A 15,123-nucleotide genomic window follows, 5' to 3' on the forward strand; every position below is an offset into this window, starting at 1 on the left:
TCATGGCATTGAGCGAGAACCGCGCTTCATTGCCCAACCTCACCGAGCGAGCACGACACGGCAGCACGATTCCATTGCTGCAGTATGGAAATGCAGAGGCCCGCGAAGTGGCTTTCACATGGCTTGAAGCGGCGCGAATCGCCCTGGTCGCTTTGAGCGCTGCAGCGGTCTGGCTCCGGCTCTGGGAGCCCTTCGGCAAACTGAGCCTGATCGGTTTACTTGGCGTGATTATCGGCGGCTGGCCGATTTTCCGGGAGGCGGCCCAAAACATTGCGGCGCGCCGCATGACCATGGAGCTATCCATGACCGTCGCTATTGTTGCGGCAGCGGCTATTTCGGAATTTTTTACCGCCCTGATCATTACCTTATTTGTGCTTGTCGCCGAGGTGCTGGAGGGCATGACGGTATCGCACGGCAGAAAAGCGATCCGCAATCTGCTTGATTTTCTGCCGCGCTCGGTTTTGGTTCGCCGCGCAGGCACGCTGCAACAGGTGGACGCGGACGTTCTCCAAGTCGGTGATGCGGTTCTGGTCAATCCGGGCGGGCACATTCCGGTGGACGGCACAGTCATCGGCGGCCATTCTTTTGTCGATCAGGCGCGCATAACGGGCGAGTCGCTTCCGGTAGAGAAAAGCGCAGGAGCGACCGTTTACGCCGGATCGATCAATCAATCCGGTGCTCTGGAGATCCGCGCAGCGCGCATTGGCCGCGACACGAGCTACGGCAAGATCATTGAAGCGGTTGAAGAAGCGGAGCGCTCCCGCGCTCCGGTACAACGTCTAGCCGATCGGCTGGCGGGTTACCTCGTCTACTTTGCGCTGGGCGCCGCGGCGCTCACCTTTGTCATCACTCACGATATCTACTCCACGATCTCAGTGGTGATTGTCGCCGGCGCGTGCGGCATCGCCGCCGGCACGCCGCTCGCAATACTCGGTGCGATTGGCGCAGCGGCGCGCCTCGGCGCAATTGTCAAGGGCGGGCTGTACCTGGAACTGCTGGGGCGAGTGGATACGGTGGTGCTCGATAAAACCGGCACGCTCACTTTCGGCTGTCCCGCTGTGCAGGCGATCATTCCCTGTCCGGGCGTCGCGCGCGGCGCAATAATTGGGATTGCCGCCGCCGCGGAACTGCGTTCGGAACACCCCATCGGCAAAACCATCGTGGCATTCGCGCAGACGTTGGGCGAAATCATCGTCGAGCCCGAGCGTTTCGAATATTTTCCGGGCCAGGGAATCGTTGCGTCCGTCTCGGGCGAAGTGGCACTTGTCGGCAACCGCGCATTGCTGCAGAGCCATGGCATCGCCGCGCCGCGGGATCTGCTCGCGACGCATGAGGGCGCCTCCGAGGTGCTTGTCGCGCGGGAAGGAAAGCTGCTGGGTGCCATCGCCGTCGCTGACACGGTGCGACCCGAGGCGCGCCAAGCGATGCAAGAAATCGACCGCATGGGCATACGAACAATGTTGTTCACGGGTGATAACCAAACAGTCGCTGACGCAGTAGCGCAAAGTCTTGGCATTAAAGAAGTAGCGTTCGAGCTATTGCCGGAAGACAAACGTGCCCGCGTTAAGAGTCTCGTAGCGGCCGGCTCGACCGTCGCGATGGTGGGAGACGGAATCAACGACGCGCCAGCGCTAAGCGAGGCGAGCGTCGGCGTGGCGATGGGGTCGGGCACGGACGTAACGCGGGAAAGCGCGGATGTTGTTTTGCTGGGTAACGATCTGGTGAAATTCGTCGAGACTTTGGCAATCGCAAAACGCACCCGCAAAATCATCTGGCAGAACTTCGCCGGCACGATCCTGGTGGACGCTGTCGGCATCAGTCTCGCAGCGTTCGGAATGTTAAATCCCCTCTTCGCAGCGTTCATCCACGTGGCTTCAGAACTGACGTTTATCCTCAACTCTGCGCGGCTGCTGCCCGTAGTCGACTCAGCGACAGGCTGGGCGAGAATGCGAAGAAACATAGTCTTGCCTAACAACTCATGATGCGGGAACAATCGTTCCCAGCCGCTGCGTTCCACTCGATTTTTATTGCATTAACGTCTGCTCCACGCGGGCCAGTACTTTCTGAGGCAGGCGCGCGGAAAAGCAATCGATCGATTCCACATTCGGCATTGAGCGCAGCCATGTCATTTGACGTTTCGCAAGCTGACGGGTGGCGGCAATGCCTCTTTCGGCAAGGTCCTGATAACCGAATTCCTGGTCCAGGTACTGCCACACTTGGCGATAGCCAACGCAGCGCATGGAAGGCATGGAGCGCTGCAATGCGTAGTTGCTGCGTAGCCACTTAGCTTCCTCAATTAATCCCGAAGTCAGCATCCCGTTGAAACGTTCGGCGATGCGCTTGTGCAGGGCGGCGCGGTCATCGGGCATCAGCGCGATGGAAATAGAGCGGTAGGGCAGCGCCGTAATTTCAGTTTGTCGCAGTACCCGTGACATAGGTTGGCCGGTAAGATAGCAGACTTCCAGCGCACGCTGAATGCGCTGCGAATCGGTACGCTCGAGCCGTGCCGCGGTCACGGGATCGAGCCGCGTCAATTCCGCGTGCAATGCCGGCCATCCTGCTCGCTCCGCCATGGCATCTATTACCGCGCGTATCGCGGGATCGGCCGGCGGAAGCTCGCTCAAACCTTCGCGCAGCGTCTTGAAATAAAGCATGGTGCCGCCCACCAGAAGAGGCACCCGGTCGCGTGCGCTGATTTCTGCCATCAGCCGCAAGGCATTTTCGCGGAACTGTCCTGCAGAAAAACGCTCAGTCGGCTCAATTATGTTGATCAGATGATGCGGAACGCGCTTGAGCGTCGCCGCATCGGGCTTGGCAGTGCCGATATCCATGTGTCGGTAAATTTGTCCCGAATCGACGCTGATGATTTCGCACGGCAGATTTTGCGCAAGCTCGAGCGCAATCGTAGTTTTACCGCTGCAAGTGGGACCCATCAAAAAAACGGCCGGCGGCCATTTTGAGTAATGGGTGAAGGGTAAAAGGTGAGCGGTATTCTCACTTGCTTTTTCTTGATTTTTCTCCTCACTCTTCACTACTCACTCCTCACATATTGTTCATTTGCCGCGCATGAACATCTTGTCCAGCTCTTCCATCGTAATCTGGAACCACGTTGGACGGCCGTGATTACACTGGCTGGCGCGCTCGGTCGTTTCCATTTCGCGCAGCAAAGCGTTCATTTCTTCCACGCCAAGAATTCGTTTGGCGCGAACCGCACCGTGGCAGGCGAGGGTGGCCAACAGATCGTTGCGCCGCTCGTTAAGCACGCTGCTTGCACCGATCTCGCGGATGTCTCTAAGCACCGCACGCGCAAGATCGGCGGCATCAGCGTTTTTGAGCATGGCCGGGACCGCGCGCACCGCCAGTGCATTGGGGCCGACAGGAGCGATTTCAAATCCGAGCTCGCGCAGCAGCGCACTATGTTCTTCAGCAGTGGCGACATCCAGCGTGTCCGCATTGAATGTGGCGGGTATCAGCAACGGCTGCGTTGCCGGTGTTCCGGCGTTGAGCGCGTTTTTTACTTTTTCGTACACGACCCGTTCGTGAGCCGCGTGCATGTCCACAATCACCAACCCCTTGTCGTTTTGGGCGAGGATGTAAGTTCCCTGCAACTGCCCCAACGCAAATCCAAGGGCAGGGATGTCCTGCCGCGCATTATTTATCGGCGACGCTTGGGAACGCGCCATGTCGGCAAACAGGGTTTCATACAATGCTTTCGGCTGGGCAGCCTCGAAGTTCATGCCGGATTGCACTGAATGATCGCGCGCAACAAAAGGATTGGCGGGCGCTGCTCGTGCTGCGTTGTGATCCACGACCGGCGCAGACAAGGCCTTGTTGAGCGAATGGTAAACGAACTGATGCACGGCCCGCGCATCACGAAAGCGCACTTCGATTTTGGTCGGATGCACGTTGACATCAACCACGGCGGGATCGATTTCCAGGAACAGCACGAAGGCCGGGTGGCGCTCATGATGCAGGATGTCATGGTAGGCTTCGCGAATGGCGTGGGCGAGCAGCTTGTCGCGCACGAAACGGCGGTTGACGTAGAAATATTGGGTATCGCGCGCACCCCGGGAATAAGCTGGAAGGCCGGCCATTCCCCACAAGCGCAGCCCTGCGGAGTATTCGTCAATCGCTACCGAAGCTGCGGCGAAATCATCGCCCAGCACAGCTCGAATGCGGTCAGATGCATCTTGCGCCGGCAAGCGCCATTGAGCGCGCGAATTGTGCTGCAGGCTAAAGCTCACGTCCGGGCGGCTTAGTACAGTGCGCTTGAATACTTCTTCGCAATGCGCGAATTCCGTAGCTTCGCTTTTGAGAAATTTGCGCCGCGCCGGAGTATTGAAATACAAATCCCGCGCCTCGACGCTCGTGCCGCGGCTCAGGGCAGCCGGCGCGACAAATCTCGTTGCGCCGCCGGATGATTCGATTTTCCACGCATGCTTGTCTTGCGCTCTCCGGCTTGCCAGAGCGAGCTTTGACACCGCTGCAATGCTGGCGAGCGCTTCGCCGCGAAAGCCGAGGCTTACCACGCGCTCCAGGTCATCTAGAGAAGCGATCTTGCTGGTGGCATGGCGCGCCAGTGCGAGGGTCAAGTCTTCCTTTGCGATACCGCTGCCGTTATCCAGGACCCTCAATAGCTTCATTCCGCCTTGCTCCAGCAGCACCGAAATTTCTCCGGCGCCCGCATCCAGGCTGTTTTCGAGCAGTTCCTTGAGCGCCGAAGCAGGGCGGTCCACTACCTCGCCGGCAGCGATTTGGTTAATCAGCAAATCGGGTAATATACGGATTGCGGACATGTGCGGAGCGGAAAAACTGATGTCCAGTATACAAGATTTTTCGCTTATAATTTGTCGTCCGCCCGATTCTTTAAGAACATTGGGAGATTCATAATAATGCAGATCGGCATTTCCGCGGAGACGCGCAGCGGCGAAAAGCGTGTCGCCGCCACGCCCGAAACCGTTAAAAAACTTACTGCGCACGGCCATCATAAAGTCTTAGTGCAATCCGGTGCAGGCGTGGCAGCCAGCATTCCCGATTCAGAATTTGCCGCCAGCGGCGCCAGCGTTATCGGCAGCGCCGCCGAAATGTATGCGCAATCGGAAATCGTGCTTAAGGTGCGCGGTCCCGAAGCCCCGGAACTGGCTATGATGCGCAAGGACTGCGTGCTCGTCGGCCTGCTGGCGCCGCAGCAGACTTCGCAAATCGAGGCTTACGCCAAACACGGGCTCACTGCTTTCGCGATGGAACTCTTGCCGCGCATCTCGCGCGCGCAAAGCATGGACGTGCTTTCATCGCAGGCCAACATTGGCGGATACAAGGCGGTAATTCTCGCGGCGGATACCTACCAGCGCTTCTTTCCGATGCTCATGACCGCAGCGGGGACGGTGAAAGCCGCGCATGTGCTGGTGCTGGGGGCAGGAGTGGCGGGCCTGCAGGCCATTGCGACTGCGAAGCGCCTGGGTTGCGTGATCGAGGCGTTCGACGTGCGGCCCGCTGTCAAAGAGCAGGTGGCAAGCCTGGGCGCAAAATTTGTGGAAGTGCCCCTTTCCGAAGAAGAAAAGAAGCGGGCAGAAACTGCCGGCGGCTATGCGGGCGAAATGTCCGAGGATTATAAAAAACGCCAGGCGGAATTGATACATCAGCGCGCAATCGCGTCCGATATTGTGATTAGCACTGCCCTGATACCGGGCAGACCCGCGCCGGTGCTGGTGAAAGAGAACACCGTGCAGTCCATGAAACCCGGCTCGGTGATTGTAGACATGGCGGTGGAAGCCGGCGGCAATTGCGAGGCTTCCGAGCTGGACAAAATTGTGGTGAAACACGGAATCAGTATTATCGGCATCTCAAATCTGCCGGCGCTGGTGGCGGCGGATGCCAGCGCCCTTTACGCGCGCAACCTGCTTAATTTCCTGGGCGTCATGCTGGATGCAAAAAGCGGCGCATTCAACATCAACCGCGAGGACGAAATAATTGCGGGCACGCTGGTATGCATGAACGGCGAAGTGATTAAAAAAACGTGAAGAGTGAGGCGCTAGGGGTGAAGCATCCTAAAGCAACTCTGTTTTTACCTCTTGCTCTTGACTGATTTTGCTGAGGAGCCAATATGACCGGAACCATCGACCCAACCATTATCAATATTACAGTATTCGTGCTGGCGGTATTCGTTGGCTACCACGTGATCTGGAATGTCACTCCGGCGCTGCATACGCCATTGATGTCGGTGACGAACGCGATTTCCGGAGTCATCATCGTCGGCGCCATTCTCGCTGCGGGTCCAACCGAATTCGATTTCGGCATGATCGTCGGTTTCGTGGCGGTGGCGCTGGCCTCGGTAAATGTTTTCGGCGGCTTTCTGGTGACGCAGCGCATGCTGGAAATGTTCAAGAAAAAGGCCCCCAAAAAAGAATAAGGAAGCCGCTATGAGCATCAATCAAGTCGCACTCACCTACCTAATCGCCTCGGTGTTTTTCATCTTGGCGTTGAAAGGCCTGTCGTCTCCGGTGGCGGCGCGGCGCGGCAACCTTTTCGGCATGGTTGGAATGGTAATGGCGGTGTTGACGACGCTGGCCGTTACCCGTGGCGTGCCGTACATACTTATGGCAATCGCGGCGGGCGGCACGGTGGGCGCGATTGTCGCCAGGCGGGTGCACATGACCCAAATGCCTGAGCTGGTTGCGGCAATGCACTCCCTGGTTGGATTGGCCGCGGTACTCATCGCAATTGCGGCAATCAACAATCCCGCTGCGTTCAACATTCCGGTGCCGCTGCCCCGGGGCAACCGCATGGAGCTATTCATCGGCACGTTTGTCGGCGCCATCACGTTCTCCGGCTCGGTCATCGCGTTCGGCAAACTCTCCGGCAAGCTTTCCGGCGCCCCGGTGGTATTCAAGGGCCAGCACTGGCTCAACCTGATTCTCGCGATCGTCATGATAGGCTTCGGCCTCGCTTTCTATTTCGCCGCGCCCGACTCGCAGTGGCCGCCATACATTGTAATGGCGGCGATCGCGTTCTTGCTGGGATTCCTGATTATCATCCCCATTGGCGGCGCCGACATGCCGGTGGTGATTTCCATGCTGAATTCCTATTCGGGATGGGCGGCGGCGGGAATCGGTTTTTCGCTTAACAACAACATGCTGATTATTTCCGGGTCATTGGTCGGATCGAGCGGTGCGATCCTGTCGTACATCATGTGCAAGGCGATGAATCGCTCATTCTTCAGCGTCATTCTCGGCGGGTTTGGCGCCGCGGAAGGCGCAACAGCGGCAGGAGCACAAAACAGGACCGTGAAAAGCGGCAGCCCTGAAGATGCCGCTTTCCTGATGGCCAACGCCGAATCGGTCATCATCGTGCCGGGATACGGCTTAGCGGTAGCACGCGCCCAGCACGCAGTAAAGGAAATGGCCGAGAAATTGCGCTCCAAAGGAGTCAACGTGCGCTACGCAATTCATCCAGTTGCGGGGCGCATGCCTGGACACATGAACGTGCTGCTGGCCGAAGCCGAGGTGCCTTATGACCAAGTATTCGAAATGGATGACATCAACAACGAATTCGGCACCACTGACGTGGCGCTTATCCTGGGCGCCAACGACGTAGTCAATCCGGCGGCGAAAACGCCGGGCAGCGCGATTTTCGGAATGCCAATACTCGAAGCATACAAAGCGCGCACGGTTCTGGTTAATAAGCGCTCGATGGCGACAGGCTATGCGGGGTTGGATAACGAGCTTTTCTACATGGACAAGACGATGATGGTGTTTGGGGACGCAAAGAAAGTAGTCGAGGATATTACAAAGGCAATTTAGAAAAAAAGAGCAGGACGGGTGGTCCCCTTTACACTTTCACGACCCCGCCCTGCTTAAGGAGGAACCTTACTCTGTCATTCCATGGCCCGTGGTTAGATCAACGGGAGCATTCAGTCTGGGAGGCTGCAGGTATCCGGTATTCAGTGTGTCCGGCTAATCCGCCGAGCCTGAAAGCCAGCACCGAGATAATTAGCGCCACAGCGAGATTTGCATACATCGGATTCAATTTCGCCAACATGGCACACCTCCCTTTCGTAACCGTCCTGAAATCATTTACTGCCCGTGAAACCACTGCTTTCTGCTCTCACCCATTAATGAGCAACCGCTGTGCCAATAGCGCCTAAAAATCGTGGATTGTCCTTTTAAAACAGACTATTTCAAACGACGAACGTCAATCTGACCCGACAAGCGGTTTTAACCGCAAGAGCGCTTGGTAAGGGGTGTGAAGCAGTTCACAAAAGTGCTGAGAAAATTTCCGGCAGGTGTCTGAGAGTTGACTATATTGCGGAAATTTGGACGCGTTTCATCATGGCAATGTACCGATTTTCCGCCACGATGGCGCCGGTTATTGCGGATGAATGTCGCCGGATTTGAATGCGCTGGCGATCAACTTGATGGCGTTCTGGTGCAGCTCATCCAGCGACGCCAACGGCTCCAATTTGCAGGACTCGCGCGTGTAAACCGGCGCTTCAAGCTCGACTTTGACTGAGTAGTCTTTGAGGTTTACCTGAAACTCAAAACGCTTGCGGAGGCTTTCTTCAGTTTGCAATTGCTGATTGCAGCGGCCGCAGTAAAAATGCTTCTTGAGCAAACCTTTCTTTTTGCCTGCAGATATCGTCCCGAGATTGGCGTCATCCATGAAAAAATCCATGAAGCCGGCGCCAAATGCGGGATAGACAAACCAGCGGTGATTTCCCGGACAATACCATCGCCGGCACGTTATGTAACGTAATCTTGAAAGAACCTGCTTCCCCAGCGACGCTGGAAAAAATTTCGAGCTTTCCTTCCTTTGCGCATTTACTGCAATTTTTCTGTTTTGCAGTAGCCGTGTAGGCGCTCCTCCCTGGAAGGCTGCAAGGCGCTGCAGCAGCCGGCCGCAAGCCTGGGCCTGGTCCTAGCATTTAATGTACTTGCGCGAACCTGGATTTGGCGAGAGGGGGATTATTGGCGAAATAACGCTTGATGCCGTCGACGATCGCGTCGGCGATTTTATTCTGGTAGCTGTCGTCCTTCAGTTTTCTTTCTTCTACCGGGTTGCTGATAAATGCGGTCTCCACCAATACCGAGGGGATATCGGGCGCCTTCAGCACCGCGAATCCCGCCTGTTCGACTGACTCGCGGTGCAGCTCGTTGACAGTTCCCAGTTCGGTGAGCACGGCTCTGCCAAGCTTTACGCTGTCATTGATAGTCGCGGTTTGTGCGAGGTCAAGCAAGGTCTCCTTGAGGTATGGATCGCGGACATTAAGATTGACTCCGCCAATCAGGTCCGACTGATTTTCGCTGTTCGCAAGCCAGCGGGCAGCGGCCGACGTAGCTCCGCGCTCAGAGAGTGCGTACACGGACGAGCCGCGCGCATTTGGCCGGATGTACGCGTCGGCGTGTATGGAAATAAACAGGTCCGCTCTTACTTTTTCCGCCTTGCGCACGCGGTCCTGTAAATCAATAAAATAATCGCCGTCGCGGGTCAGAATGCTCCGCATATTCGGCTCCTGGTCAATCCTGGCCTTGACTTTCCGCGCAATCGCCAGCGTCACGTCTTTCTCGCGTGTGCCGAAGCGTCCGCGGGCGCCCGGATCTTCGCCACCGTGCCCGGGATCGATCGCGATGGTGATGAGCCGAGTCACATTCTGGTTGGCGTCGGCATCGCGCTTGCCGGCAGTAGACCCCACCTTTTGGCTCTTGGTTTGATCATTGGCTTCCTTGCCGGCTACGGTGGGCGCGGTGGGCACGTCTGTCTTTTCCGCAGATGCAGAGGCGTTGTCTTGCTGCGCCATTTTGCTTTCGGATTTCTGCACCAGTGCCATCAGCGGATCAATCGGCTGCGCGGGGTATATGTCCAACACCAGGCGGTAGCCGTAATCGCCCACGGGCTGCAACGCGAATATTTGCGGTTTGACCTCGCCCTTTAAGTCGAGCACCATGCGCACTACGCCGGGCTTGAAGGTGCCGACGCGCAGCTGCTTGATATACGGATCTGTCGCGGAAATTTTTGACGAACCGTCATTCAGCGCGTTGTTCAATTCAATTTTTTCGAGATCAAGTACCAGGCGGTCCGGATTCTTGATCGTGAAAAGATTGTAGGTAAGCGGCGCATTGGATTCTATGGTCAAGCGTGTGTAGTCCTGTGCAGGCCACACACGTACCGCACTTACCTGGGTCGCAGCATCAACCGGGAGAGAAGCGAGTAGTGGAATACACAGAGAACAAGCTGCCGCGAGCGCTTTGCACAGCGCATTTGGACTCACCCCCCGTGCATTTGAGCTAAACATTGACTGCCTGTCTCCGTCGCTCCTTCGATCGTGGCATCGCGGCCTGCACCTTCTATCCGCAGACTGATTTTGATATCTGGCGCGGGCAACCACGCTCCGGCATTCTCCGGCCATTCCACCAAACAGACCGAGCGCGTGCCGAAATATTCGCGGAAGCCCGCATCGTGCCATTCCTTGGCATCTTCGAACCGATAAAAATCAAAGTGATATAAGTCTAACCTAGAAAGTGGGTAAAGTTCAACCAGTATGTATGACGGGCTTTTGACTTTTCCCCGGTAGCCCAGCCCTTCGAGAATGCCACGCACCAGCGTGGTTTTGCCGGCACCCAGTTCGCCGTAAAAGTACACCTTCAGCCCCGGCTGCAGGATTGGCGCGATCTGCATGCCGAGTTCGCGTGTCGCTTGTGCGTCGGGCAAGTGGCGTATGATTTTCATTTCCGGCTGATTATGATGAAGGCCATGCAAGGTACTGCAATCCGAGATTCCTGTTCAAATGCCGACTATGAGCAGCTCGCCGCGGCGATCAAGACGTGGGGGAAAGCGCTTGGCTTCCAGGAAGTCGGCATTGCGGATACCGATCTTGGCGAAGCTGAACTGCGGCTCCTGGAATGGCTGGAAGAAGGATGCCACGGCGACATGGATTATATGGCAAAACACGGCGCGAAACGCAGCCGCCCCGGCGAACTTTTGCCCGGCACCGTGCGCGTCATTTCAGTTCGCATCAACTACCATCCGCAGCACGCGCGCGACAGCGCAGAGGTGCTGGCGGACGGCTGCAAAGCCTACATTTCGCGCTACGCGACCGGGCGTGATTACCATAAGGTTCTGCGCAGCCGACTGCAGGCGCTGGTGGACAAGATTCATGAGCGCAGCGGCGGTCGCTGCCGGGTATTCACGGATAGCGCGCCGGTAATGGAAGTCGAGCTCGCGCGCAAAGCCGGTTTGGGTTGGCGCGGAAAGCATACCTTGTTGCTCACCCGTGAAACCGGTTCGTGGTTTTTCCTGGGTGAGATTTATACTGACCTGCCGCTGCCGGCGGACGGCGTGCAGCAGGACCATTGCGGCACCTGCGAAAAATGCATTGATATCTGTCCCACGCAGGCGATTGTCGCGCCCTACAAGCTCGATGCGCGGCGCTGCATTTCCTATCTCACCATAGAGCACAAGGGAAGCATCCCCGCCGAGCTGCGCCCGCTGATAGGAAACCGCGTTTACGGCTGCGACGACTGCCAGCTGATCTGTCCGTGGAATAAATACGCGCAGCCTTCCTGTGAAGAGGATTTCGCGGTGCGCCACGGCCTTGATGACGCGGATCTCATCGCGCTGTTTGCCTGGAGCGAAGAGGAATTTCATGACAAGCTTGCTGGCAGCGCGATTCACCGCATCGGTTATGAACGCTGGTTGCGCAATCTGGCGGTCGGGCTTGGAAACGCGCCACCTTCGAAAGAAGCGGCAGCGGCACTGCGGCGGCAGACGAATCACCCCTCGCCGCTGGTAAGGGAACATGTGCAGTGGGCCCTCGAGCGGCAATGCGCCTAGCGCATGCATCATGAAAAGCTCGATTGTTCTGCTTTCGCTATTGCTGCTCGAGGTCTCCGCGCCAGCGCAGGCGGCCGATTCCCCAGATGCTTATACGGTCGAAATCGCGGGCAGCAGCCTGGATATCGTGTTCGCTTCGGGCGAATTGGAGCTTCAACGATCCAAGGTGCTCGACTGGATCTCAAGCTCCGCCCAAGCGGTGGCGGGTTATTACGGTCGCTTTCCGGTACGCCGCGCGCAAATCACCTTCATTCCGGTCGCAGGCAGCGGCGTGCAATCGGGCAAATCGTTTGGATATCCTTCCGCGCGGGTGAGAATTTGGATTGGCACTTCTGCCACAGAAACGGATCTCAGGAATGACTGGAAGCTGGTGCATGAACTGGTGCATCTTGCATTTCCCTCCGTGAGTGAAAGTCACCACTGGATCGAGGAGGGAATCGCCACCTATGTCGAGCCCATCGCGCGCGCCGAAGCGGGGCAGTTGAGTGTGGAAAAAGTATGGGGTGACCTGGTGCACGGATTGCCCCACGGGCTGCCGCAACCGGGCGACCGCGGGCTTGACTACACGCCGACCTGGGGGCGCACTTATTGGGGCGGAGCGCTGTTCTGTTTGCTGGCCGACATCGAGATTCACAAACGCACTCAAAACCGCTTCGGATTGCAGGATGCGCTGCGCGCCATCAACGCCGCCGGCGGCAGCATCGAAGTCAGTTGGTCATTGCGGCGCGCTCTCAAGGTCGGCGATGATGCGACCGGCGTTCCAGTGCTGACCGAGCTCTACGAACGCATGCGCGCCGCGCCCGTGGGCGCCGATTTACCCGAGCTGTGGCGCAACCTCGGCGTCGCCGTTGATGGCGGAAGCGTGACGTTCGACGACCACGCGCCGCTTGCCAAGGAGCGGCTCGCAATTACCGCCGCTCATTCGGGATAAACCCGGTTCAGGGATTCTTCCAGCGCTTGAATCCAGTGCTTCACCGGAAGTTCGGTTGCACTTTGCAAATGCGCAAGGCAGCCGATATTGGCGGTTAGAATTCGACTGGGCGCGCCTGACGTGAGCGCCTTGATTTTGTTCGCCAGCAGTTGTTGTGAAAGTTCGGGCTGCAAAATCGAGTAGGTCCCGGCCGAACCACAGCACAGATGCGAATCGGCTACACGAGTCAGCTCAAAGCCGCAATCCGAAAGAAGCTTTTCTACCACGCCTCCCAGCTTGAGCGCGTGCTGCAGCGAGCACGGCGAATGAAAAGCGGTCTTCGCTTCGCGTTTTGGCGGTTGCAGAAGCTGCGCGCGGATTTTGTCTTTTTCCGCAACGATGACTTCGACAATGTCTTTGGAAATCGCTGAAACGCGCCGCGCTTTTTCGGAATACACGGGGTCATCATTAAGCAGATGCCCGTATTCTCTCAGCATGGCACCGCAGCCGCTGGCGGTAATCACCAGCGCTTCCGCGCCTCGCTTGATGTCGGGCCACCAATTATGAATGTTGCGGCGCATGTAGTGCAGACCCTCTTTCTGCGCGTTCATGTGATATGGAAGCGCCCCGCAGCAGCCGCGAACCGGAATGAGCGAAATACCGAGCCGGTCCAGCACTCGCGCCGCCGCGCTGTTAATGGCGGGGGCGATCGCGGGTTGCACGCAGCCTTCAAGCACCAGCATTTTGCGCGCGTGATGGGTTGAAGGCCATGCGCCCGCGCGGGCGGCTCGCGGAATCGTGCGCCGTATTTTTTCAGGCAGCAGCGGGCGCACCAGCCGGCCCAGCCCGAGCAGCGGATTAAACAAAGCGGGATTAGTGAATGTTGTTCGCAGCGCAGCGCGCTTCAAGTTCTCGATGAAACTGCGCTTCACGCGTTGTTCCACCAGGTCGCGGCCGATGTCGGCAAGGCGCCCGTAGCGCACCCCCGAAGGGCAGGTGGTTTCGCAGGCGCGGCAGGTCAGGCAGCGGTCCAGATGCAAGCGCGTTTTTTCGGTCGGCTGCGCGCCTTCCAGCATTTGCTTGATGAGATAAATTCGCCCGCGTGGTCCGTCGAGTTCGTCTCCCAGCAATTGATACGTGGGGCAGGTGGCATTGCAAAATCCGCAATGTACGCAGGTGCGCAGAATGGAATCCGCTTCCCGCCCTTGCGGCGTGTCTTTGATGAATTCTGCGAGCCTGGTTTCCATTCAAAATTGTGGGTACATGCGCCCGCGGTTGAAAATCGCAGCGGGATCGAAATTCTCCTTTAGCCGCCGGTGAATTTTGAGCAGCGCCGGCGGTAGCGGTTGGAAGACGCCCACAGATTTATCGCTGGCCCGGAATAATATGGCATGTCCGCCAGCAGCGGTAGCTGCGTCGCGAATGGTTTTGGCATTCGCGTCGCTTTTCAGCCAGCGCAAGCTCCCGCCCCACTCGATGAGCTGATGACCTGGAAGTTTCAAAGGCGGCGTGGTGGATTTGATTGAAAGCCGCCACAACGGCGCGGCGCCGCTGAAAAACGGATCGGTCTGTTCGCGAACGCCGTTCCAGAAGCCCGCGCCTTGTTCATCGCCGATGCGCTCGCCGCCGAGCTTTCTGGACATCGCTTCCACTGCCGAGATTGCGCCGGAAAGCCGCACACTGAGCTTGCCACCCGAATAAGCGCTAGCGGAAATCGGCAGCGGCTGGCCCGCCCATTGGTTCAGCATCTCGATGGCTTTTTCTTCCGTCTGCTCGAAACGCAATGTGCTTTCCGCGGGCGGGAGCGGTAGCACCTTGAGCGAAACTTCGAGAATCAAACCCAGCGTGCCGAGTGAACCGGTCATCAAGCGCGACACGTCGTAGCCCGCGACGTTTTTCATGACCCGTCCGCCGAAGCGCAAATCGTTGCCGCGCCCGTCCATCATGCGCACGCCGAGCACGAAGTCGCGTGTCGAGCCCGCTGCTGCGCGGCGCGGCCCCGAAAGCCCGGCAGCGATGCAGCCGCCCAGCGTGGCGCCGCCAAAATGCGGCGGCTCAAACGCCAGCATTTGCCCGTGTTCTTTTATTGCCGCCTCGATTTCGACAAGCGGTGTGCCGGCGCGCGCGGTCATCACCAGCTCGCTGCATTCGTAATCGATGATGCCGGAATAGGGTTTGGTATCGAGTATTGCGCCGTTCAGTTCGCCGCCGTAGAAATCCTTGCTGCCGCCGCCGCGGATGCGCAACGCGGCTTTTTTCTCAGCGGCATTGCGGATGGTTTCAGAGAATTGTTGGATTAATTCTTGCATCGGGATCAGACGAGAGTCAGGGTGTTAGAAATCGCTAAAACTGCAACAGGCGCTCTTCAGAACCCCTCACTGCTTACC

The 15,123-nt window shown here is 57.7% G+C and carries 14 protein-coding genes; 6 read left to right on the plus strand and 8 right to left on the minus strand.

Annotated elements, in window-relative coordinates:
• The first annotated feature begins 2 nt into the window (after nucleotides 1-2).
• The gene (locus VLV32_09950; protein ID HUL42207.1) at nucleotides 3-1,982 is read left to right on the plus strand and encodes a cation-translocating P-type ATPase; all 1,980 of its coding nucleotides are present in this window, start codon (nucleotides 3-5) and stop codon (nucleotides 1,980-1,982) included.
• 42 nt (nucleotides 1,983-2,024) lie between these two features.
• Here VLV32_09950 and miaA read toward each other — a convergent pair whose 3' ends face one another.
• Nucleotides 2,025-2,933 (minus strand): tRNA (adenosine(37)-N6)-dimethylallyltransferase MiaA, encoded by a 909-nt coding sequence (gene miaA, locus VLV32_09955; GenBank protein HUL42208.1) that lies wholly within the window; start codon nucleotides 2,931-2,933, stop codon nucleotides 2,025-2,027.
• Nucleotides 2,934-3,053: 120 nt separating this feature from the next.
• On the minus strand, nucleotides 3,054-4,796 hold the full coding sequence (mutL, locus tag VLV32_09960; protein HUL42209.1) for a DNA mismatch repair endonuclease MutL: 1,743 nt from the start codon (nucleotides 4,794-4,796) through the stop codon (nucleotides 3,054-3,056).
• Nucleotides 4,797-4,892: 96 nt separating this feature from the next.
• Between mutL and VLV32_09965 the strand changes: the two genes are divergently transcribed.
• From VLV32_09965 to VLV32_09975, 3 genes are all read left to right on the plus strand, one after another.
• The gene (locus VLV32_09965) at nucleotides 4,893-6,020 is read left to right on the plus strand and encodes a Re/Si-specific NAD(P)(+) transhydrogenase subunit alpha (GenBank protein HUL42210.1); all 1,128 of its coding nucleotides are present in this window, start codon (nucleotides 4,893-4,895) and stop codon (nucleotides 6,018-6,020) included.
• An 83-nt stretch (nucleotides 6,021-6,103) separates the two neighbouring features.
• Nucleotides 6,104-6,409: an NAD(P) transhydrogenase subunit alpha gene (locus tag VLV32_09970; protein ID HUL42211.1), complete on the plus strand. Its 306-nt coding sequence runs from the start codon at nucleotides 6,104-6,106 to the stop codon at nucleotides 6,407-6,409.
• Between the two features lie 10 nt (nucleotides 6,410-6,419).
• Nucleotides 6,420-7,799: an NAD(P)(+) transhydrogenase (Re/Si-specific) subunit beta gene (locus tag VLV32_09975; GenBank protein HUL42212.1), complete on the plus strand. Its 1,380-nt coding sequence runs from the start codon at nucleotides 6,420-6,422 to the stop codon at nucleotides 7,797-7,799.
• A 97-nt stretch (nucleotides 7,800-7,896) separates the two neighbouring features.
• Here VLV32_09975 and VLV32_09980 read toward each other — a convergent pair whose 3' ends face one another.
• The 4 genes from VLV32_09980 to tsaE all read right to left on the minus strand — a co-directional run bounded on the left by VLV32_09980 (nucleotide 7,897) and on the right by tsaE (nucleotide 10,722).
• Entirely contained in the window at nucleotides 7,897-8,037 is a 141-nt protein-coding gene (locus VLV32_09980) for a hypothetical protein (GenBank protein ID HUL42213.1), read from the minus strand.
• A gap of 327 nt (nucleotides 8,038-8,364) precedes the next feature.
• Nucleotides 8,365-8,670 (minus strand): hypothetical protein, encoded by a 306-nt coding sequence (locus VLV32_09985; protein ID HUL42214.1) that lies wholly within the window; start codon nucleotides 8,668-8,670, stop codon nucleotides 8,365-8,367.
• Nucleotides 8,671-8,920: 250 nt separating this feature from the next.
• Nucleotides 8,921-10,288, minus strand: coding sequence for an N-acetylmuramoyl-L-alanine amidase (locus VLV32_09990; GenBank protein ID HUL42215.1), 1,368 nt, complete (start codon nucleotides 10,286-10,288; stop codon nucleotides 8,921-8,923).
• Nucleotides 10,261-10,722 carry a tRNA (adenosine(37)-N6)-threonylcarbamoyltransferase complex ATPase subunit type 1 TsaE gene (tsaE, locus tag VLV32_09995; GenBank protein ID HUL42216.1) on the minus strand — a complete coding sequence of 154 codons (462 nt, stop codon included), beginning with the start codon at nucleotides 10,720-10,722 and terminating at the stop codon, nucleotides 10,261-10,263. The genes VLV32_09990 and tsaE overlap by 28 nt, the downstream gene beginning before the upstream one ends.
• Nucleotides 10,723-10,737: 15 nt before the next feature.
• Between tsaE and queG the strand changes: the two genes are divergently transcribed.
• Both queG and VLV32_10005 read left to right on the plus strand, forming a co-directional pair.
• Nucleotides 10,738-11,826 carry a tRNA epoxyqueuosine(34) reductase QueG gene (gene queG, locus VLV32_10000; protein HUL42217.1) on the plus strand — a complete coding sequence of 363 codons (1,089 nt, stop codon included), beginning with the start codon at nucleotides 10,738-10,740 and terminating at the stop codon, nucleotides 11,824-11,826.
• A 10-nt stretch (nucleotides 11,827-11,836) separates the two neighbouring features.
• A complete protein-coding gene (locus tag VLV32_10005) occupies nucleotides 11,837-12,757 on the plus strand; it encodes a hypothetical protein (protein HUL42218.1) in 921 nt (306 codons plus the stop codon).
• Here VLV32_10005 and glcF read toward each other — a convergent pair.
• Together glcF and glcE are read right to left on the minus strand one after the other, a co-directional pair.
• A complete protein-coding gene (glcF, locus tag VLV32_10010; GenBank protein HUL42219.1) occupies nucleotides 12,745-13,983 on the minus strand; it encodes a glycolate oxidase subunit GlcF in 1,239 nt (412 codons plus the stop codon). The genes VLV32_10005 and glcF overlap by 13 nt on opposite strands.
• Nucleotides 13,984-15,051 carry a glycolate oxidase subunit GlcE gene (gene glcE / locus VLV32_10015; protein HUL42220.1) on the minus strand — a complete coding sequence of 356 codons (1,068 nt, stop codon included), beginning with the start codon at nucleotides 15,049-15,051 and terminating at the stop codon, nucleotides 13,984-13,986.
• Nucleotides 15,052-15,123: the final 72 nt, after the last annotated feature.

It is taken from the genome of Burkholderiales bacterium (genome assembly GCA_035518095.1).
Taxonomy (GTDB): Bacteria; Pseudomonadota; Gammaproteobacteria; order Burkholderiales; family JAHFRG01; genus JAHFRG01.